Genomic DNA, 19,496 nt, shown 5'->3' with positions numbered 1-19,496 from the left:
AAAAAAGTAAAAAAGTAAAAAGGTAAAAGCCAATTCACTATTCTTTTTATTGAATAATTTCTATTCTTCATTTTTAATCTTTTACCTTTTTACTTTTTTTACTTTTTCAGAAGAAAGTCGGCAAGTTTTGCTGTGGCTCTTGCCCTGTGGCTGATATGGTTTTTGATATCCATACCCAACTCAGCAAAAGTCTTGTCGTAGCCGTCAGGTTTGAAAATAGGATCGTAGCCAAAGCCCTCTCCTCCCCTACGCTCTCGGATAATCTCACCTTCAACGATACCATCGAACTGGTGGATTTCCTTGATACTGGTACAACCGCAAGGACATACATTCTTCTTTAATATTAACGCAATCACGGTGCGAAATCTTGCACGGCGATTGTTATTTTCTCCTAATTCATTCAGGAGTTTGGTCATATTAGCTTCTGAATCATGACCTTCACCTCCTGCATAGCGAGCAGAATAAACGCCGGGAGCACCATTCAGAGCCTCAACTTCCAAGCCAGTATCATCAGCAAATACATCCATGTGATAGTGGTCATAGATAAATTGCGCCTTTTGCAGGGCATTTTCCTCAAGTGTCTTGCCTGTCTCAGGGATATCTGCATCACAGCCTATATCTTTCAGTGAAAGCACCTCGATACTATCACCCAGGATACTGCGTATTTCAGAAAGTTTATGCTCGTTATTTGTTGCGAATACTATTTTCATTTTTCTCTATCTTCTTCAGACTCTTTTTATCCTCCTTTATCTTTACTTTCATCTCGTCGAAGCCTTCACCATATACGCCGATAACGGCACTCTGCGATACAAAGGCGTTGGGGTCGATCATCTTGATGAGACGGAACATATTGATGCTCTCATTCTTTCTGGCCAGAATACAAAGCACTTTCATATCCTTACCAGTATACCAGCCGTGTCCATCGAGAATGGTTACACCATGATGCATCTGAGTACCAATGGCATTGGCTATCTCCTGCCACTTATGTGAGAAGATGAAGAACTGAACAGATTGGCGACGCGCATTCATCACGTAATCAAGTGTATAGTTCTCCATAGCCATTACGCAGAAGCCGAACATCACCTTATGAGCTCTTTCGAGATAGGTGCCAAACTGCGGGAAGAACATACAAGAGCCGATGATACAGAAGTCGGCAGCAATCAGCACATTGCCTAATGTGACATTTGGATGATACTTGTTTACTGAGGCAGCAATGATATCGGTACCACCAGTAGAACCATTATGGGTAAAAACGGTAGCCAGAGCGATACCTGTAATCACACAGCCAATGATCATCGACATAAAATCCTGACCCTCACCCATCAGTTTGAAGGGCAGTCCGTTCTCCTGCTTAGGAATGATATCCTGCGCAAACTTCAGCATGAAGTAAAGCATGAAGATGGCGAAGATGGTCTTCATCAGGAATTTGAAGCCCAGAATCTTCAATGCCGCCATCAGCAAGAGACCGTTGATGATGATATAGGTGTTTTCCAGATGGAAGCCTGTAGCATAGTAGATGATAGCCGACAGACCTGTAACGCCTCCAGCAACAATCTGATAGGGCATCAGGAATACCGTGAAGGCGATGGTATAGAGTAACAGGCCAAGGGCTATAAACAAATAGTCCTTGACCTCATTCAATATGATTTTGTGATCGATCGTCATTTATTTCTTCAGTACAATGTTCACCATACGCTTAGGGACGATGATAACCTTTGCAACCTGGAAACCTTCAAGATACTTCTTAGCGCGTTCGTCTGCTAATACAGTCTCTTCGATGGTCTTATTGTCAGCATCAGCAGGGAACTCCATCTCCAGACGTGTCTTACCGTTGAAGGCAATACCCAGCTTCACTTGGCTCTCTACGAGATACTGCTCATCCCACTTAGGCCACTGAGAGTCGCATACAGAACCCTCGCCGCCAAGCTGTTCCCAGAGTTCCTCAGCGATGTGGGGAGCGAATGGAGCGATGAGAATGACAAGCGTCTTGAGCAGCTCCTTGTTCTTGCATTTCTGCTGACCCAGTTCGTTCACGCAGATCATGAAGGCAGAGATAGAGGTGTTGTATGAGAACTGCTCGATGTCCTGACTTACCTTCTTGATGAGTTTGTGTACGCTCTTCAGACTCTCTGCTGTAGCCTCGCCATTCAGCTCGCCCTGGAAGAGGTTCCAGAACTTACGCAGGAAACGATGGCAACCGTCGATACCATTGGTGTCCCAAGGCTTGCTCTGCTCTACAGGACCCAGGAACATTTCATAGAGGCGCAGGGTGTCGGCACCATACTTCTCTACAATCATATCGGGGTTCACTACGTTGAACATCGACTTCGACATCTTTTCTATGGCCCAGCCACACTTGTACTGGCCATTCTCGAGTATGAACTCAGCATTCTGATAGTCAGGACGCCAGGCCTTGAAGGCCTCAATGTCGAGGACGTCTGCAGAAACGATGTTTACGTCTACGTGGATAGGTGTGGTGGTATAGTTGCCCTTCAGACCGAAGCTGACGAACTTACCCTTATCGGCTCCCTCGTCTTCGATACGATAAACGAAGTTTGAGCGACCCTGAATCATACCTTGGTTGACGAGCTTCTTGAATGGCTCGTCCTCGCAAGAGTAGCCTGAGTCGAAGAGGAACTTGTTCCAGAAACGAGAATAAATCAGGTGACCAGTAGCGTGCTCAGTACCACCTACGTAGAGGTCAACATTACGCCAGTACTCGTCAACATCCTTGTTTACCAAAGCCTTCTCGTTCTTCGGATCCATATAGCGCAGATAGTAAGCCGAACTTCCTGCGAAACCTGGCATGGTGTTCAGCTCGAGTGGGAAGATGGTCTTGTTGTCAATAAGGTCTTTGCTGACTACCTTATTGTTTGTAGTGTCCCAAGCCCACATCTTAGCGCGGCCCAATGGGGGCTCGCCTGTCTCTGTTGGCTTGTACTCGTCGATCTCAGGAAGTTCCAGAGGCAGACACTCCTTTGGAATCATATAAGGCATGTCGTCCTTGTAGTAAACAGGGAATGGCTCACCCCAATAGCGCTGGCGAGAGAAGATGGCATCGCGCAAGCGGTAGTTAACCTTTACACGACCCAGGCCCTGCTCAGTTACATACTTCTTGGTGGCAGCGATAGCCTCCTTAACGGTGAGACCATTCAGGCTGAACTTAGCTGATGAAGAGTTGCATACTATACCCTCCTTGGCATCGTAGCTCTCTTCAGATACATCAGCACCCTCAATCAGTGGGATGATAGGCAGGTTGAAGTGCTTGGCGAAGGCATAGTCGCGGCTGTCGTGGGCAGGAACGGCCATGATGGCACCAGTACCATAACCAGCCAATACGTATTCTGCAATCCAGATGGGGATTTTCTCATCAGTAAATGGGTTGATGGCATAGCTACCAGAGAATACACCAGTAACCTTGTGGTCCATCTGGCGATCGCGCTCAGTGCGCTTCTTCACATAGTCCAGATACTTGTCAACCTCAGCCTTCTGCTCAGGGGTGGTCAGCTCAGCCACGAGGTCGCTCTCAGGAGCGAGTACCATGAATGTAACACCAAACATAGTATCAGCACGAGTTGTGAAGATGGTGAAGTGCTTATCTGAGTCAGCCACGTTGAACTCAACCTCAGTACCCTCGCTGCGACCAATCCAGTTGCGCTGAGTCTCTTTCAGCGAATCAGTCCAATCGATATCCTCCAGTCCGTCGAGCAGTCGCTGAGCGTAAGCCGATACGCGCAGACACCACTGGCGCATCTTCTTCTGTACTACGGGATAGCCACCACGAACAGATACGCCGTCAACCACTTCATCGTTGGCCAGCACCGTTCCCAGTTTGGGGCACCAGTTTACCATCGTGTCAGCCAGATAGGCAATACGATAGTTCATCAGCACCTCCTGCTTCTTCTTCTCAGAGAAGTTTTTCCATTCGTCGGCTGTAAAATGAAGCTCCTCGGTACCAAGCGCGTTGCAGTTCTCAGTACCCATCAGTTCGAAGTGCTCAATCAGTTTAATGGTTGGCTGAGCCTTGTGCGACGAAGTAGAGAAGTAGCTCTTGAACATGCGCTGGAAGGCCCACTGCGTCCACTTATAGTAGATAGGGTCGCAAGTGCGGACCTCGCGCTCCCAGTCGAATGAGAAACCAATCTTGTCAAGCTGCGAGCGATAGCGGTCGATATTCTCGAAGGTAGTCTTCTCAGGATGCTGACCCGTCTGGATGGCATACTGCTCAGCAGGCAGTCCGTAAGCGTCGTAACCCATGGGGTTCAATACGTTGAAGCCCTGCTGACGCTTGTAGCGGGCATAGATATCAGAAGCGATATAGCCAAGGGGATGACCTACGTGCAATCCTGCTCCGCTGGGGTAAGGGAACATGTTGAGCACATAGAATTTTTTCTTGTTCTTGTCTTCTACAACACGATAAGTGCCATTCTCCACCCATCGCTTCTGCCATTTCTGTTCGATGTCTCTGAAATTGTAATCCATTGTATATTTGCTATTTTATTGTTTCCGTACATTATATTTGGGCTGCAAAGATACGAATAAGTGAGCAGAACGCCAAATGAAAAAGAGTTTTTTTCAATTTTGGCGCTCTCGAACGGTAGTAACTTCAGCAAAGCCAGAGATACAAAAAAGTGAGCAGAACCCCAAATTTTAATTGGATTATTTAAAATATGGGTTTACTCCGACGAAAGTCAGACTTTAGTCGGAGTAAACCCTAACTTTAGTCAGGCTAAACCCAATCCTTGCACCAAACAATCCCAAAATTCCCCCCTCCCCTCTTCTCTCTCAAAAACCTTATTCAAAAAGTTTTAAATCATGGTAATATTTCTTGATATTTTATTCTATCCTTATGATATATTGAATTCGTCTATTACCTTGATAGCTTTGTTCAGCGAGCGTATCTCGCGGAAGAGGATAAAGAAAATTATAAACGATCCTAATAGAAGCCCAACAATCAATTTGATGACGGGTATATTTATGTAGTTATAGATGTCGAATATAAACCAGCCGCCCCAAAGTAGGATGAGAGGGTATTCGATGTAAGCCTGAAGTTTTTCCCTGCGCTTATAGGCGGTTAGTCGCTGCTGCACACTGACTACATCTTGAGCTGCCAAGTGCTTATTGCGGATTGTACTGACATTCCAGATATTGAACACAGTTTCTCCTATTAGCAACAGGATTATAAAGATGATGGGAATCCATGAGCAGCCAAGTGCTCTTAGGTAGGAAATAACCAGGGGCGAAATAACCAGTGCTATAGGACCGGTCCATGTGTTCATGAACTTAATCCACGATATATGTCTGTTCGTCGCTATCTTCAACAGTTGATAGTTGACAATCTCCTGCTGCTCCATGCGCTTCTTAAACTCTGTCACCTGGTCGCGAAGTCCCTCCAGTTCCTGTAAGTTGTTATTCTGATTATCCATAATACTTCCTGTTTTAATCGTTTGACATTTTCTTTAATTCCTCTTTAATGCGATAGAGACGTATTGAAACGTTCTTGACTGTAATACCCATGATAGCCGCAATCTCTTCGTAACTGATGTTTTCCAGCCATAAGAGAATGATGGCACGGTCGTATTGACCAAGTTTGGCAATACGCCGTCTTAGCATGTCCATTTGCTTGAAGTTCTGGTTGGTTTCCGTCTCTTCATATGGATTGATGTCCATCGTCAGCGGCATCGTCTCGTGGCGTTGTTTCTTGCGGCTGAGTGAGATACACACATTCAGACTGACGCGGTAGATCCAGGAGCGAATATTGCTACGCCCCTCAAACGAAGGCAAACTCTTCCACAGGTTGATCAGTACCTCTTGAAACAAGTCGGCAACCTCGTCTTGGTCGTTGGAGAACATGTAGCAGACGGTATAGATCGTACTGCGATTGGCCCTCACTATTTCTTCAAACTCACGTTCTTGATTTTTCATTTTTTTTGTTCGATATATCGTTGTTTGATAATAAGTCACACGTAAGAGGAAAAAAACTACAGAAATCCAAAAAAATATTAGCAAGAAAAAGATTTATTTCTTCAATCCCATCATCTCAAACATATTCTGATAGGCGGTCACCTTCTTATCGAAAGCGAGGGGATAGGCACGAGAAGATGACGGGAGACGGTAGAGGATGAGTTGCTGGGCGTTATGATTATACATCTCAGGGATAAACACAAAGGTGTTGACTTTTGGAACTTCAGGGATGTTCAATGAGGCGCAGATGGTGTCCGTTGCTTTCTCGCCTGTGGTGACGATAGCTCGCAAATGGGGCAGCCTGGCTATCAGGGCAGGAATGTCTGTTGGCTCTACCACTTCGAGAAACTTGTCTGAGGCATTGTCCTTGAGGCGGCGTATGGCACTGGAAGTATCGAAGAAGGCGATGCCCTTTTCTTCGCAGAAACTGATAATCTCTTCTACCTTGAAGCGTTTTGCTTCGGTATCTACAAAATGATTGCGATAACCATAGAACACCTGGCCTTCGATGCGCCAATGGTCGTTGATGAAGTTGGGATAATAGAAATCGATACACCAGCGTTTGCGCTGTGGCGGAAAACTGCCAAGAAACAGTACTTTGGCACTCTCGGGCAGGAACGGAATGAGTGGATGGTACTCTACCCCACCCTCGCTGCGCAGGATATTCTCAGTATTCAGATAACTCTTCATATTTTAATAACGTACCTTCTGGTGTTACTTCGAGTATGGCCCTGGCGCCAGTGAGCAAGGGGAAGTTGCGCAGATGGGCATGTCCCACAGGAAAATCGAAACACACAGGGATTCCATAGTGTTTCATGTACTCATGGAGCATGGCATACATATCTTCAAAGCCGTTTTCTGGGTGCTTGTATTTATTGAACTGTCCCACGATAATGCCCCTGACATTTGATAGAAGACCTCGCATTTCCATATTATGCAGCATACGGTCTACCTTACTCATCCCCTCTCCCGTATCTTCCATAAACAGGATGATATCATTGAGCGCTAAGGGATCGAAATCGGAACCGGCTAAGTCGTTATAGACAGAGAGATTTCCCCCTACAACAATACCCTCTGCCCTACCCTTGAGATTCAGCGGATGGGGTGCCACGCGATAGGTAGGCAGATCGCCTTGGAGCATACGTCGTAACGTCTGGCTCACAGTATCATTTCCCTCATAGGTGTTCAAGGCGTGACACATCGAACCATGAACGCCTTTTACACCCGCCCTTGCCTCAGCACAGAGCAAGGCGGTGATATCGCTGAAGCCAATGATGATCTTGGGATATTGACGAAGGGTATCAGGCGAAAGACGGCTCAGCAGATGAGCTGCCCCATCGCCTCCTCGAGAACACATGATGGCCTTGACAGACGGTTCGCGAAGGGCCCAAAGCAAATCTGTCAGGCGTTCATCGATAGTACCAGCAAAGCCGTGATAGTCGTTGAGTGCATTTTTGCCTATGATGCAATGATAGCCCCAACGCTCCAAAGTGCGGATGCCACCATTAATAGTCGTGGTGTCGGTAGCACTCGAAGGTGAGATGATAGCGATGGTATCGCCCAGATGCAGAAACTGAGCTGAGAGCGACAGCATCCAGCAGAGCATGAGTGATATGATACAACCTTTCTTCATTAGATGCAAAGGTAGTAAAAAACTTAGGAAAACAATTATTTCAAGGGAAAATTTTGTCAATTGGGAAAAAAGGAGTAATTTTGCAACTCGAACTAAAAGCAAACAGGTAATGGCAAAGAAAGAAGGAAAAGAGCTGACCCCGATGATGAAACAGTTCTTCGATTTGAAGGCGAAACATCCTGACGCAGTGATGCTGTTCAGGTGTGGTGACTTCTATGAGACCTACTGTGAAGATGCCATTACTGCCTCAAAGATCTTAGGTATCACGCTGACCCATCGTAACAATGGTGCAGGCGTAAAGGGCGACGAGATGGCTGGCTTTCCCCATCATGCGCTGGACACTTATCTGCCCAAGCTGATTCGGGCAGGAAAGCGCGTGGCTATCTGCGATCAGTTGGAAGATCCTAAACTCACCAAGAAGCTTGTAAAGAGAGGCATTACCGAACTGGTGACGCCTGGTGTGGCGTTGTCGGATAATGTGCTGAACTATAAGGAAAACAACTTCTTGGCAGCAGTTCATTTTGGCAAGTCGAGCTATGGCGTAGCTTTCTTGGATATTTCTACAGGTGAGTTCCTGACAGGAGAGGGAACGGCGGATTATGTAGAGAAGCTGCTGGGCAATTTCTCGCCTAAAGAGGTGCTTCACGACAGGAATAAGAAGCAGGAGTTTGAACGCTGCTTCGGTACAAAATATTTTACTTTCCAACTCGACGACTGGGTGTTTACAGAGCAGACTTCCAACCAGAAGCTGCTGCGCCACTTCAACGTGAAAAACCTGAAGGGCTTTGGTGTAGAGCATCTGAAGTCGGGCGTGATTGCCGCAGGCGCCATTCTGCAGTATCTGGAGCAGACGCAGCACACGCAGATTGGACACATCACGAGCATCTCACGTATCGAGGAAGACAAGTATGTGCGCTTGGATAAGTTTACCATCCGCAGTCTTGAGCTGGTTCATCCGATGCAGGAAGACGGTAAGTCACTGCTTGATGTGATTGATAAGACGGTGAGCCCGATGGGAGGCCGATTGCTGCGTCGCTGGCTGGTATTTCCCTTAAAGGACGAGAAGCCTATCAATGAGCGCCTGGATATCGTGGAGTATTACTATCGTGAACCTGAGTTTCGTGAGTGTATTGACGACCAGATTCACCGTATAGGAGATTTGGAACGTATCATCTCGAAGGCTGCTGTTGGACGTGTTTCGCCTCGTGAGGTGGTACAGCTGAAGACGGCCCTGCAGGCTATTCAGCCCATCAAGACGGCTTGTCTCTATGCCAAGAATGAGGCCCTGAACAGGGTAGGGGAACAGCTGAATCTCTGTGAGTCGCTGAGAGACAGAATAGAAAAGGAAATACAGAACGATCCACCACAGTTGGTAGCTAAGGGTGGCGTTATCAAAGATGGTGTAAATGCAGAACTCGACGAACTTCGCAGCATAGCCTATAGTGGCAAGGATTATCTGCTGAAGATTCAGGAGCGCGAGGCAGAGCAGACGGGCATCAGTTCGCTGAAGATAGGCTATAACAACGTATTCGGCTATTATCTGGAGGTTCGTAACACCTATAAAGACCAGGTGCCGGCAGAGTGGGTGCGTAAGCAGACGCTGGCTCAGGCAGAGCGCTATATCACTCAGGAATTAAAAGAGTACGAGGAGAAGATTCTTGGCGCTGAAGATAAGATTTTGTCATTGGAGGCAAAACTCTTCAACGATCTGATTCTGAGCATGCAGGAGTTTATCCCTCAGATTCAGATCAATGCCAACATCATTGCTCATCTCGACTGTTTGCTGAGCTTTGCCAAGGTGGCCGAGGAGAATAACTATATACGTCCTGTGATTGACTCGACTGAGGTGATTGATATCAAGCAGGGCCGTCACCCGGTGATAGAACAAGAATTGCCTTTAGGAGAGCGCTATGTGCCCAATGATATCCTGCTCGACAACGAGCGCCAGCAGATTATCATTATCACCGGTCCGAATATGGCAGGTAAATCAGCCCTGTTGCGCCAAACGGCTTTGATAGTATTACTGGCCCAGATAGGTTGTTTTGTGCCTGCAGAAGCCGCCAGAATAGGTCTGGTGGACAAGATATTCACTCGTGTAGGAGCCTCGGACAACATCTCTCTTGGCGAATCTACATTTATGGTAGAGATGACAGAGGCCTCGAACATCCTGAATAATGTCAGCTCTCGTTCTTTGGTGCTCTTCGATGAGTTGGGTAGGGGAACAAGTACTTACGATGGTATTTCTATTGCCTGGGCCATTGTGGAATATCTTCATGAGAATGCCAAAGGGCACCCCAGAACGCTCTTTGCTACGCACTATCATGAGCTGAACGAGATGGAGAAGAATTTCTCGCGCATCAAGAACTATAATGTCTCAGTGAAAGAAGTGGATGGTAAGGTCATCTTCCTGCGTAAGTTGGAGAAGGGTGGGAGTGAGCACTCGTTTGGTATCCATGTGGCAGAGATTGCCGGTATGCCTCGCTCTATCGTGAAGCGTGCCAACGTGATTTTAAAGCAGTTGGAGGCCGATAATGCCTCTGTTGGCTCTGTTGGTAAGCCCACGGCAGAGATTGCTGCCTCTCGCGAAGGCATGCAATTGAGCTTCTTCCAGCTTGATGATCCAGTGCTATGTCAGGTTCGTGATGAGATTCTGGGTCTTGATGTCAACAACCTAACTCCATTAGAAGCCCTCAACAAACTCAATGATATTAAGAAGATTGTTTCAGGGAAGTAATGATAATCCTTGATAAGAGGCAAAAATACAGTTTTTTAGTCAATAATTGTAGCTATTCGAACCTTTTCATCGTCATATGTATATATAAACTAAATTGTAATGAAAAGAACTGTATTATTTTTGTTTTTGGCGTTATTAATGGTCAACTTCAGCAGACAATCATTCATGCAAGCTGCTGGTGCTAAGATTCTGTTTGAGATACGTCCTGAGGTTAACTACGTTACTCATCTATACACACTTGCTGGGCTAGGATTCTCTGACGAGGAATACACAGCAAAATATGGTAATACGCTTTCTAAAGCCGCTGTCGATACCCTCCAAAAATATAAGGAACATCTGATATTTGGACAAGGTGAAGGCGGAATGTTGGCAGGAACGTTCTTCTTTATGATTTCTGCAGAGACATTTGCCAATGCTGATAGCCTTCAAAAAGTCATGGACAAATATCAAGAGATGGCCAAGCGCTATAACTCACCTGACGATGTGATGAATATTGCCAAAGCTATTTCCAAGGTGTATGTCGATAACTACGACAACTATCTCAATACGGTTTATCCTCAGGCGAAGAAAGACATGGAGGAACGTCAGAATCAGCTGAGACAGAAAATGATGGAGAACCCTGTTGTTAAGGATTGGGAGCGCGTTACTGGTTACACATGGCGTCGTGGTGATTATCACTGGCTTTTGTATCGTGCTGGCGCTAAAGGTCCATCGTACAACAATCTTAATGAAAACACCAATACCGTCTATTACAATCAATATTTGGACTATCAGCTGGCAATGTTCAGCCATGAGTTTGGTATTTTCTTAATGCAAGATAGTATCGACTCTATCGTAGAGGAAATGAAAGAGTACACACGTTCTTTAAACTCGAAAAAAGACCTGACATACGTACCTTGGAGTGCCTTTGAAAGTATGGCTTGTTGGTATAACTGCAAGATAGCAGGCAAGGAAACAGAGGATTATCGAAACTTTGGTGATGCAGACGTTAAGACCTTCTGTCAGATTTTTGATAGTTTATCTAATAAAGGTATTACAGACCCCGCAGAACTATACCGCAAGGGAATTATGGAGTATTTGAAACATATCTAAATTTAATCAACCGTATATGAAACAGATTATCTTAACCATTTTGTTTACCCTTGCTACATTTGAAGGGTATTCACAGAACAACAAGCAGTACAGAATAAACCTTGACTCTGTAACTATTATGTTATCGTGCAAACAGTCGGCTAACAGGGATTCTGATAACATTCAGATTGCTATGAATGTTCTGAAGATGAAACAAACCGAAAAGCCACACCGACTGTATGGAACATGGAAAATGAGAGGCAAACAACTAACCAACACAGCCACATCGCAGTATTGGGTAGGTCGTATGGGAATGAACACCTATCAGGTGTTTGGCGATAATGGAGCTGTGATGGCAGTAGTTCCAACTCCCAATATCGTTCAGTGCCAATATACGGCTTGCAGCTATCTCAGCGAAAATGTCATTGAGACGGATGATATGATATGTATGATAACTTGGATTGACGACGAAACAATATCTGTAACAACACTCGACAACGATGGTCATCCTTTTGTAACTATTTGGGATCGATGTGGATTACCCAATAGCGTTCAAAAAGCATTAGGCATCAAAGCACCTGGTATTAAGAAAGACATATCAAAGTACTTCATGGATGAGTTTGTGAAAAGATATGGTGCAAAGCCAGATTCTATTCGTCAGGCATACGAAACCTTTGACTTCGCTATTGATGTCAACGAACGTAGTAATGCTATTTTCCCCATATTAACGCGATGTGGATTTGAAAACGAATACAATTCTCTGAAAGATAGTCTGCTATCGCAATTATTGCAAGGAAATATATCTGCCGACGAAGCCGTAGGACGTTATATATTCTGGTTTCACAAGAACTTCGATCGCCACACTGGCTGTTCTTCAGATTTCTTCTGGAAACTACGTTCAGAAGAAATGATAGATTACAACAACCTTATCCCCCAGTATTCTCCCCAACCTGTTGGCTGTAAAGTAGACGATGAAACATATCTGTTACGCCTACCATCGTGCAGAGGTGAAAATCCATCATGGAACTGGATGTCAGAAAAAGAAAAGGAGTTCAAACAGTCGGGCTGCAAATATCTTATTCTTGACCTTCGTGGTAATACAGGTGGCGGTGACGCTATTAGTCTTCTGTTTACAAGGTTTATGTGCGACTGTAGTGCTATGAATGATGAACAGGATTATTTTAGAGTAAGTTATGAGAACAATAAGGAGTTGAAGAAATACTGTAATAATGATCCTAATAACTTTCACAACAGGGTAATGTCAGAGGCTGTTTTAGCAGAAGATGGTAGCTATTTAAAGTGGTCATCTACATCTAAAGGCCAGAATCAGCATACTCCACTTGTGCGTAAAGGAGCTATTATAATAGACAATAACAGCGCTAGCGCTGCAGAAGCACCAGTACGTTATGTCCGCAATTACTCTAAAAAACATGCAAAGGTATATGGAAGAGAAAATACAATGGGATGCGAAGAGACGGGTAACTGCAACGAAATTCGTCTGCCTAACAGCCAAATATATATGCGCTTCCCCATGACAGTTGAAAGTACATTCGAGAAGTGGTGTAAGAAGAAGACTCCAGGCTATGCACCAGATATCACAATACCTCTACCATATCCAGAACAACTGACGGATAATATTGATTCCTGGGTACTTTGGGTTGCCAAGGATTTGAAGAAATGATAACACATAACACTGACTTTTTGAATCAAACTATAACAAATAAAAATCGTCTCAGGTTAATGAGACGATTTTCTTTTTATCCTTTTCTTTTAGCTTTTATCATGCACCAGACTCCGATGATGATGAATGGGATGGAGAGAATCTGTCCCATGTCGAGTGGGAGAGAGGCTTCGAAAGCTTCCTGTATCTCCTTGGTATACTCGATGAAGAAGCGGAAGGTGAAGATATAGGTCAGACAGAAGCCGAAGTACCAGCCTGTGCCTATTCTCTGAGGCATCTTTTTGTGCAGATACCACAAAATGAAGAACAGGATGGCATAGGCGATGGCTTCGTAAAGTTGTCCTGGGTGACGAGGTACGGCATCTACACGCTCAAAGATAAATGCCCAGGGCACGTCTGTTATCTTGCCGATAATCTCAGAGTTCATCAAGTTGCCCAGACGGATGCAGCATGCCATGCTACCTGTGGCTATGGCTATATTGTCTAATACCGTCCAGATGTTGAGCTTTGTCTTGCGGACATAGAGCCAAAGGGCAATCATCAGACCTAACGTTCCACCGTGAGAGGCCAAGCCCGCGTAGCCAGTAATGAAGAAACCAAAGGTCTGGCCAAGCCAACTGCCGTCGTCGCCAAAGCGAATAGGCAGAATCATTTCCACGATGCCTTGCCAGGAGGTAAGGAAATCTTGAGGCTGGTAGAAGATGCAATGTCCCAGACGGGCACCAATCAGTATGCCTAAGAAGCAATAGATAAAGAGCGGATCGAAAAGTTCATCCTTGATTTTCTGCTCTTTGTAAAGACGCTTCACGAAGAAATAGGCCAGAGCAAATCCAATGAGCCACATCAGGCCATACCAGCGAATGGAAAAAGCCCCCAAGTGAAATGCCTCGAGGTTTGGATTCCAGACGATATAGTTTAATAGGTATTGCATCATACGTTGAATCTGAAGTGCATGATATCGCCATCCTGTACTACGTAGTCCTTACCTTCTACGCCCATCTTGCCAGCTTCGCGGACAGCTGCCTCAGAGCCATATTGGATATAGTCGTCGTATTTGATGACCTCAGCACGGATAAAGCCTTTTTCGAAGTCGGTATGGATGACACCAGCACACTGAGGTGCCTTCCAGCCTTTCTTATATGTCCAGGCCTTTACCTCCATTTCACCAGCAGTGATGAAGGTCTCGAGGTTCAGCAGGGCGTAAGCCTTCTTGATCAGACGGTTTACGCCACTCTCTTCTAAGCCCAGTTCCTCGAGGAACAGCTGCTTGTCCTCGTATGATTCGAGTTCAGCGATATCCTCTTCGGTCTTGGCTGCAATAATCATGGTCTCAGCGCCTTCTTCCTTGGCTAGCGCTTCAACTTTCTTAGTAAAGTCGTTGCCATTCTTAGCGTCCGCCTCGCCTACATTACATACGTAAAGAACGGGTTTTGAAGTAAGCAGGAAGAGGTTGCGAGCGCAATCCTGCTCATCCTTACTTTCAAACTCCACGATGCGGGCATTCTTACCTTGTTCCAACACCTCTTTATAAGCATGGAGCACAGTCGCCTCAACCTTCGCATCCTTATTACCTGCTGCAGCGGCCTTTTCTGTCTTAGCCAGGCGGCCCTCAATGGTCTCAAGGTCCTTCAGCTGTAGTTCTGTATCGATGATTTCTTTGTCACGGATGGGGTCGATAGTGCCATCAACGTGGGTGATATTCTCATCCTCGAAGCAACGAAGTACATGGATGATGGCGTCTGTCTCACGAATATTTCCAAGGAACTTGTTACCCAGTCCTTCGCCCTTTGAGGCTCCCTTCACAAGGCCAGCAATATCAACAATCTCACAAGTAGCAGGCACGATACGACCTGGGTGTACCAGCTCTGCCAATTTAGTCAGTCTTTCATCGGGCACTGTTATCACGCCCACATTAGGCTCAATTGTACAAAAAGGAAAGTTTGCCGCCTGAGCCTTTGCGCTCGACAAGCAATTAAATAATGTAGACTTACCTACATTCGGCAGTCCTACAATACCACACTTCAATGCCATTTTCTTCTATAAACGTTTATCTTTTTACAATAAGTTGACTTTCGTCGACTTTTCGGGTGCAAAGTTACGATTAAGTGAGCAAAAAACCAAATTTATTTGAGTTTTACTCTTATTTCTTTTTGTTTCTTTTCATTATTTGTCTATCTTTGCAGCCGATTATCAACTAAATTAATAGATAAAATGAATAAAATTCTGTTATCAATCATCATGTTACTGGCGCTTAACGTAAGAGCCAGCGCTCAGGTTACTGAACCCAAAGATACCCCAGAGTTGGAGTTTGCCCTGCAACTGAAAGTGACACTTGGTGAAGCCTATTCTGCAGGCGAGACCCAGCACGGCCAACGAACCATCATTCCCATAACCGGAGGAACATTCGAAGGTCCTGCCATTAAAGGAACTATCATTAATGGCGGTGCTGACTATCAGTTAGGAAACAAGTCGCTGAATCGTACCGAACTTGAAGCCATCTATTGTATTAAGACAGACGATGGCGTGGTTATTCATGTTCGCAATCGTGGTATTATCGCCACAGGTAAGGACGCCCAGGGTAATCCGTCGTTCTATTTCAGGGCTGCCCCGCAGTTTGAGGCTCCTGCAGACGGCAAGTATGCTTGGTTGAACAATTCGCTCTTTGTGTGTGCTCCAGAGTTCTCTCAGTCGTTTAAGGGAATTGTTTTGAATGTGTGGCGTGTGAAGTGACTTTTTATCTGGTACTGCAACTTTTTGAATAGTTTGTACGTCAAACAGATAAAGTAACAACTAAAAATGTAAATGGTATGAAGACAAAACTATTAATGATGGCAACGGCATTCTTGCTTTCTTTAACGTCGTGTGGCGTGAATTTTGGTAATAATATAAGCAATAGGATCTCGCCAAGTGATAATATTGTAAAAGCCAAGTATCAGTTTGAGGCTTTCGATAAGATTGATAACCACGTAGTTGGCAATATCCGTATTGTTCAGAGCAAAGGTGACAGCCGCGTGACGCTTTCTGCGCCTGACAACTATATTGATCTGTATGAATTTACCAATGAGGGTGGTGAGTTGAAAATCCGCTTTACAAGAAACAGTGTCAATATCGATACAGAGGATGTAGATATCATTATCTATACGCCGACGCTTAACGTAGTCAGGAATTCTGGTGCTTCTGAGGTTCGCCTCGACAGTCTGACAACCGAGGCTTTTGAGGTTTACAATAGTGGTGTGGGTTCTTTCTTCCTGAACCAACTGAACGTAAAGAACCTTGATGTAAAATGTACGGGTGTAGGTAGTATAGAACTGAGTGGTCAGACTGAAAAAGCAGAATATAGTTGCACTGGTGTGGGCAGCATCAACGCACAGGATTTGAAGGCTTACAACGTGAAAGCACAGGTAACGGGAGTAGGCAGTATACAGTGCTATGCTTCTGAAGCCATTGAAGGCGGTGTGACGGGCGTGGGCTCCTTGCGGTATGCTGGTCGTCCAGCTCATAGGAAATTCAATAATCCTAAGATAGGCAGCATCACTGAGTTGTAAGAATAAAAAGAAAAGCTGCGAAAGATAACACTTCCGCAGCTTTTCTTATTTTAGTGTGCCTCGAGCCAGTTTTTACCGAATCCGCTGTCTGCTACCAAGGGAACAGACAGTGGGAAGGCGGCTTGCATTTCTTCAATAACGATACGCTCAACCTTCTCTTTTTCTTCTGGATAGACGCTAAAGTTAAGTTCGTCATGTACCTGGAGAATCATCTTGCTACGGATGCCTTCTGCCTTGAAGCGGTTGAAAATGTGGATCATAGCTACCTTGATGATATCAGCTGCTGTGCCCTGAATGGGTGCGTTGATGGCGTTTCGCTCAGCAAAGCCTCGAACAGTGGCGTTGTGCGAGTTGATATCAGGCAAATAGCGTCGTCGTCCGAAGAGGGTAGTGACATACCCCTTCTGACGAGCAATGTCTTTTGATTTCTCCATATAGTCGTGTACTTGTGGAAAGGTGGCAAAGTAGCCGTCAATCAGCATCTTAGCTTCGTCGCGAGGGATATCCAAACGCTCTGCCAAGCCAAACACGGTGATACCATAAATAATGCCGAAGTTGGCGCGTTTTGACTTGGTGCGTTCATCACGGGTCACTTCCGTTATATCCTTTTTGTAGATGTTTGCCGCTGTGGCAGCATGCAAATCTTTACCTTCACGGAACACCTCTATCATCTGAGCATCCTGAGAGAGATGTGCCATTACACGGAGTTCTATCTGCGAATAGTCTGCTGAAAAGAACAGACAACCAGGCTCGGGGATAAAGGCCTTGCGAATCTCCTTGCCATCCTCGCCTCTGATGGGAATATTTTGGAGATTAGGATCGCTACTTGACAGGCGTCCTGTAGCAGTAATCGTTTGATTAAACGAGGTGTGAATATGTCCTGTACGAGGATTAATTAGCTTGGGAAGGGCATCGATATAGGTGCCTATAAGTTTCTTTAAACCTCTGTGTTCCAATATGTCTGCTACTATCTCGTGCTTATTGCGCAGCTGCTGAAGCACCTCTTCGCTTGTGACGTATTGCCCAGTTTTGGTCTTCTTGGCTTTCTCTACGATTTTAAGCTTATCAAAGAGTATCTCACCTACCTGCTTTGGCGAAGCAATATTGAACTGTAAACCTGCAAGTTCGTAGATACGTTCCTCTAACTCACTCATACGGTCAGTTAAAACTTTTGACGTTTCTTTTAGTGATTCCGTATCCAGACAAACGCCGTTCATCTCCATTTCTGCGAGTACAGGCATCAGAGGCATCTCTATATTATAAAAGAGCTCTTCGCACTCAAACTTCTTCAGCTCAGGTTCTAATTTATTCTTTAAGCGTAATGTGATGTCCGCATCTTCGGCAGCATATTCATAAACCTGAGAGGGTAGGAGGGATCGCATGGATTTCTGGTTCTTGCCTTTGGGTCCAATCAGCTCATCTATATGAATGGTTTGGTAGTTAAGATAGATTTCGGCCATATAGTCCATGTTGTGATGCAATTCGGGTTGAATGAGGTAGTGTGCAATCATGGTGTCCCACATTGGACCAGCCAGATGGATGTCATAGTTGCGAAGCACTTCGAGATCGTACTTCAAATTTTGTCCTACCTTGAGAATTTTCTCGTTCTCATATACCTCTTTAAAGATGTTAACAATTCGCAACGCTTCTTCACGATTAGCAGGAATGGGCACATAAAATGCCTCAAATTCCTTCACGGCGAAGCTTAAACCTACCAATTCTGCCTCGATGGCGGAGGTTGAAGTGGTTTCCGTATCTAGACTGAGAATTTCTTTTGTTAAGAAATAATCACGTAAATTCGCCAAATCATCCTCATTTTCAATAAGTTTGTAGTTGTGAGGCGTTGTTTTAAGGGTCTCAAAACTCGAATTTTCGCTTAAACTTGATCCGTCGGTCGGAAATTCGGCAAAGAGATCGAGTTGCGCGTTAACGGGCTTTGGCTTATTTTGAGGTTTTTTAAGAATCCTATCTGCGAGACTCTTGAACTCGAGTTCGGTGAAGAGTTTGCCCAATTCTTCCTCGTTGGGCTCGACGAGTTTCAAAGCTTCCATATCGAGTTCGATGGGAACATCGGTTTTGATGGTTGCGAGGAAGTAACTCATCTTGATGTCGTCTACATGGTCTTCAACTTTTTCGCGAAGTTTACCTTTGATTTCTGATGAACGGGCAATCAGTTGTTCTATACTTCCAAAATCGTTGATGAGTTTCGAAGCTGTCTTCTCACCCACACCAGGACATCCAGGGAAGTTATCTGCCGAGTCACCCATGAGTGCCAAGAGGTCGATAACCTGGAGTGGGTTTGTGATGCCATATTTTTCTGTTACCTCTTTCGGTCCCATTGTTTCATAACCACCTCCATGACGGGGGCGGAAAATCTTCACATTCTCTGTTACCAACTGGCCATAATCCTTATCAGGTGTCAGCATATATGTTTCTACACCGATGGAATCGGCTTTCTTGGCTAAGGTTCCAATAACGTCATCGGCCTCAAAACCATCTGCCTGAAGGATGGGAATGCGGTAGGCTTTCAATATATCTTTGATAATAGGTACTGCCTTGCGAATGTCTTCTGGTGTCTCCTCGCGTTGAGCTTTATACTCAGGAAATGCTTCGCTTCGGAACGTGGGACCATGGGGGTCGAAAGCCACACCGATATGGGTGGGCAGCTCTTTCTGCAGCACTTCGTTGAGTGTGTTGCAGAAGCCGATAATTGCACTTGTATTCAAGCCTTTCGAGTTGATTCTAGGGTTCTTGATGAATGCGTAATACGACCGATAAATGAGTGCGTAGGCATCTAAAAGGAACAATTTCTGCATAACTTTCTTAATTTTCGGCGTAAAATTACTTAAAAATATTGTAATTCCAACC

The 19,496-nt window shown here is 45.1% G+C and carries 15 protein-coding genes; 5 read left to right on the top strand and 10 right to left on the bottom strand.

Annotated features, from left to right (window positions below; all coding sequences use genetic code 11):
* Positions 1-98 precede the first annotated feature (98 nt).
* From T325_RS04550 to T325_RS04520, 7 genes are all read right to left on the bottom strand, one after another.
* Positions 99-710, bottom strand: coding sequence for a non-canonical purine NTP diphosphatase (locus tag T325_RS04550; protein ID WP_036910805.1), 612 nt, complete (start codon positions 708-710; stop codon positions 99-101).
* On the bottom strand, positions 685-1,665 hold the full coding sequence (locus tag T325_RS04545) for a YitT family protein (RefSeq protein ID WP_036910803.1): 981 nt from the start codon (positions 1,663-1,665) through the stop codon (positions 685-687). Before T325_RS04545 ends, T325_RS04550 begins: the two co-directional genes overlap by 26 nt.
* A complete protein-coding gene (gene leuS, locus T325_RS04540) occupies positions 1,666-4,482 on the bottom strand; it encodes a leucine--tRNA ligase (protein WP_036910801.1) in 2,817 nt (938 codons plus the stop codon).
* A gap of 365 nt (positions 4,483-4,847) precedes the next feature.
* Complete coding sequence (locus T325_RS04535) at positions 4,848-5,426, bottom strand: hypothetical protein (RefSeq protein WP_036910799.1); 579 nt, start codon at positions 5,424-5,426, stop codon at positions 4,848-4,850.
* 13 nt (positions 5,427-5,439) lie between these two features.
* On the bottom strand, positions 5,440-5,925 hold the full coding sequence (locus T325_RS04530) for an RNA polymerase sigma factor (protein WP_036910796.1): 486 nt from the start codon (positions 5,923-5,925) through the stop codon (positions 5,440-5,442).
* Between the two features lie 93 nt (positions 5,926-6,018).
* Positions 6,019-6,654 (bottom strand): uracil-DNA glycosylase family protein, encoded by a 636-nt coding sequence (locus T325_RS04525; RefSeq protein WP_051949697.1) that lies wholly within the window; start codon positions 6,652-6,654, stop codon positions 6,019-6,021.
* Positions 6,632-7,597: a S66 peptidase family protein gene (locus T325_RS04520; RefSeq protein ID WP_051949696.1), complete on the bottom strand. Its 966-nt coding sequence runs from the start codon at positions 7,595-7,597 to the stop codon at positions 6,632-6,634. Before T325_RS04520 ends, T325_RS04525 begins: the two co-directional genes overlap by 23 nt.
* A gap of 109 nt (positions 7,598-7,706) precedes the next feature.
* Between T325_RS04520 and mutS the strand changes: the two genes are divergently transcribed.
* The 3 genes from mutS (at position 7,707) to T325_RS04505 (ending at position 13,083) form a co-directional block, all read left to right on the top strand.
* Positions 7,707-10,331 carry a DNA mismatch repair protein MutS gene (mutS, locus tag T325_RS04515; protein WP_036910794.1) on the top strand — a complete coding sequence of 875 codons (2,625 nt, stop codon included), beginning with the start codon at positions 7,707-7,709 and terminating at the stop codon, positions 10,329-10,331.
* A 99-nt stretch (positions 10,332-10,430) separates the two neighbouring features.
* Entirely contained in the window at positions 10,431-11,423 is a 993-nt protein-coding gene (locus T325_RS04510; protein ID WP_156097636.1) for a hypothetical protein, read from the top strand.
* Positions 11,424-11,439: 16 nt separating this feature from the next.
* On the top strand, positions 11,440-13,083 hold the full coding sequence (locus T325_RS04505; protein WP_036910790.1) for a S41 family peptidase: 1,644 nt from the start codon (positions 11,440-11,442) through the stop codon (positions 13,081-13,083).
* A gap of 76 nt (positions 13,084-13,159) precedes the next feature.
* Here the strand turns inward: T325_RS04505 and lgt are convergent, their stop codons facing one another.
* Together lgt and ychF are read right to left on the bottom strand one after the other, a co-directional pair.
* Positions 13,160-14,014: a prolipoprotein diacylglyceryl transferase gene (gene lgt, locus T325_RS04500; RefSeq protein ID WP_081911046.1), complete on the bottom strand. Its 855-nt coding sequence runs from the start codon at positions 14,012-14,014 to the stop codon at positions 13,160-13,162.
* The gene (ychF, locus tag T325_RS04495; RefSeq protein WP_036910786.1) at positions 14,014-15,114 is read right to left on the bottom strand and encodes a redox-regulated ATPase YchF; all 1,101 of its coding nucleotides are present in this window, start codon (positions 15,112-15,114) and stop codon (positions 14,014-14,016) included. Before ychF ends, lgt begins: the two co-directional genes overlap by 1 nt.
* A 180-nt stretch (positions 15,115-15,294) precedes the next feature.
* Between ychF and T325_RS04490 the strand changes: the two genes are divergently transcribed.
* Together T325_RS04490 and T325_RS12325 are read left to right on the top strand one after the other, a co-directional pair.
* The gene (locus T325_RS04490) at positions 15,295-15,813 is read left to right on the top strand and encodes a DUF3237 domain-containing protein (protein WP_036910784.1); all 519 of its coding nucleotides are present in this window, start codon (positions 15,295-15,297) and stop codon (positions 15,811-15,813) included.
* Between the two features lie 77 nt (positions 15,814-15,890).
* Entirely contained in the window at positions 15,891-16,628 is a 738-nt protein-coding gene (locus T325_RS12325) for a head GIN domain-containing protein (RefSeq protein ID WP_081911041.1), read from the top strand.
* Between the two features lie 50 nt (positions 16,629-16,678).
* Here the strand turns inward: T325_RS12325 and polA are convergent, their stop codons facing one another.
* Positions 16,679-19,444 carry a DNA polymerase I gene (polA, locus tag T325_RS04480; protein WP_036910782.1) on the bottom strand — a complete coding sequence of 922 codons (2,766 nt, stop codon included), beginning with the start codon at positions 19,442-19,444 and terminating at the stop codon, positions 16,679-16,681.
* Positions 19,445-19,496: the final 52 nt, after the last annotated feature.

This window comes from Prevotella sp. FD3004 (assembly GCF_000746155.1).
Classification (GTDB): domain Bacteria; phylum Bacteroidota; class Bacteroidia; order Bacteroidales; family Bacteroidaceae; genus Prevotella.
This window is presented reverse-complemented; position numbering and strand designations above follow the sequence as displayed.

Excerpts from the sequence above, each read along its gene's own strand:
- T325_RS04510 (WP_156097636.1), top strand. The coding sequence starts at position 10,431 with ATGAAAAGAACTGTATTATTTTTGTTTTTGGCGTTATTAATGGTCAAC.
- T325_RS12325 (WP_081911041.1), top strand. The coding sequence starts at position 15,891 with ATGAAGACAAAACTATTAATGATGGCAACGGCATTCTTGCTTTCTTTA.
- ychF (WP_036910786.1), bottom strand. The coding sequence starts at position 15,114 with ATGGCATTGAAGTGTGGTATTGTAGGACTGCCGAATGTAGGTAAGTCT.
- T325_RS04525 (WP_051949697.1), bottom strand. The coding sequence starts at position 6,654 with ATGAAGAGTTATCTGAATACTGAGAATATCCTGCGCAGCGAGGGTGGG.
- T325_RS04535 (WP_036910799.1), bottom strand. The coding sequence starts at position 5,426 with ATGGATAATCAGAATAACAACTTACAGGAACTGGAGGGACTTCGCGAC.
- T325_RS04530 (WP_036910796.1), bottom strand. The coding sequence starts at position 5,925 with ATGAAAAATCAAGAACGTGAGTTTGAAGAAATAGTGAGGGCCAATCGC.
- polA (WP_036910782.1), bottom strand. The coding sequence starts at position 19,444 with ATGCAGAAATTGTTCCTTTTAGATGCCTACGCACTCATTTATCGGTCG.
- T325_RS04545 (WP_036910803.1), bottom strand. The coding sequence starts at position 1,665 with ATGACGATCGATCACAAAATCATATTGAATGAGGTCAAGGACTATTTG.
- T325_RS04520 (WP_051949696.1), bottom strand. The coding sequence starts at position 7,597 with ATGAAGAAAGGTTGTATCATATCACTCATGCTCTGCTGGATGCTGTCG.
- leuS (WP_036910801.1), bottom strand. The coding sequence starts at position 4,482 with ATGGATTACAATTTCAGAGACATCGAACAGAAATGGCAGAAGCGATGG.
- T325_RS04490 (WP_036910784.1), top strand. The coding sequence starts at position 15,295 with ATGAATAAAATTCTGTTATCAATCATCATGTTACTGGCGCTTAACGTA.
- mutS (WP_036910794.1), top strand. The coding sequence starts at position 7,707 with ATGGCAAAGAAAGAAGGAAAAGAGCTGACCCCGATGATGAAACAGTTC.
- lgt (WP_081911046.1), bottom strand. The coding sequence starts at position 14,014 with ATGCAATACCTATTAAACTATATCGTCTGGAATCCAAACCTCGAGGCA.
- T325_RS04505 (WP_036910790.1), top strand. The coding sequence starts at position 11,440 with ATGAAACAGATTATCTTAACCATTTTGTTTACCCTTGCTACATTTGAA.
- T325_RS04550 (WP_036910805.1), bottom strand. The coding sequence starts at position 710 with ATGAAAATAGTATTCGCAACAAATAACGAGCATAAACTTTCTGAAATA.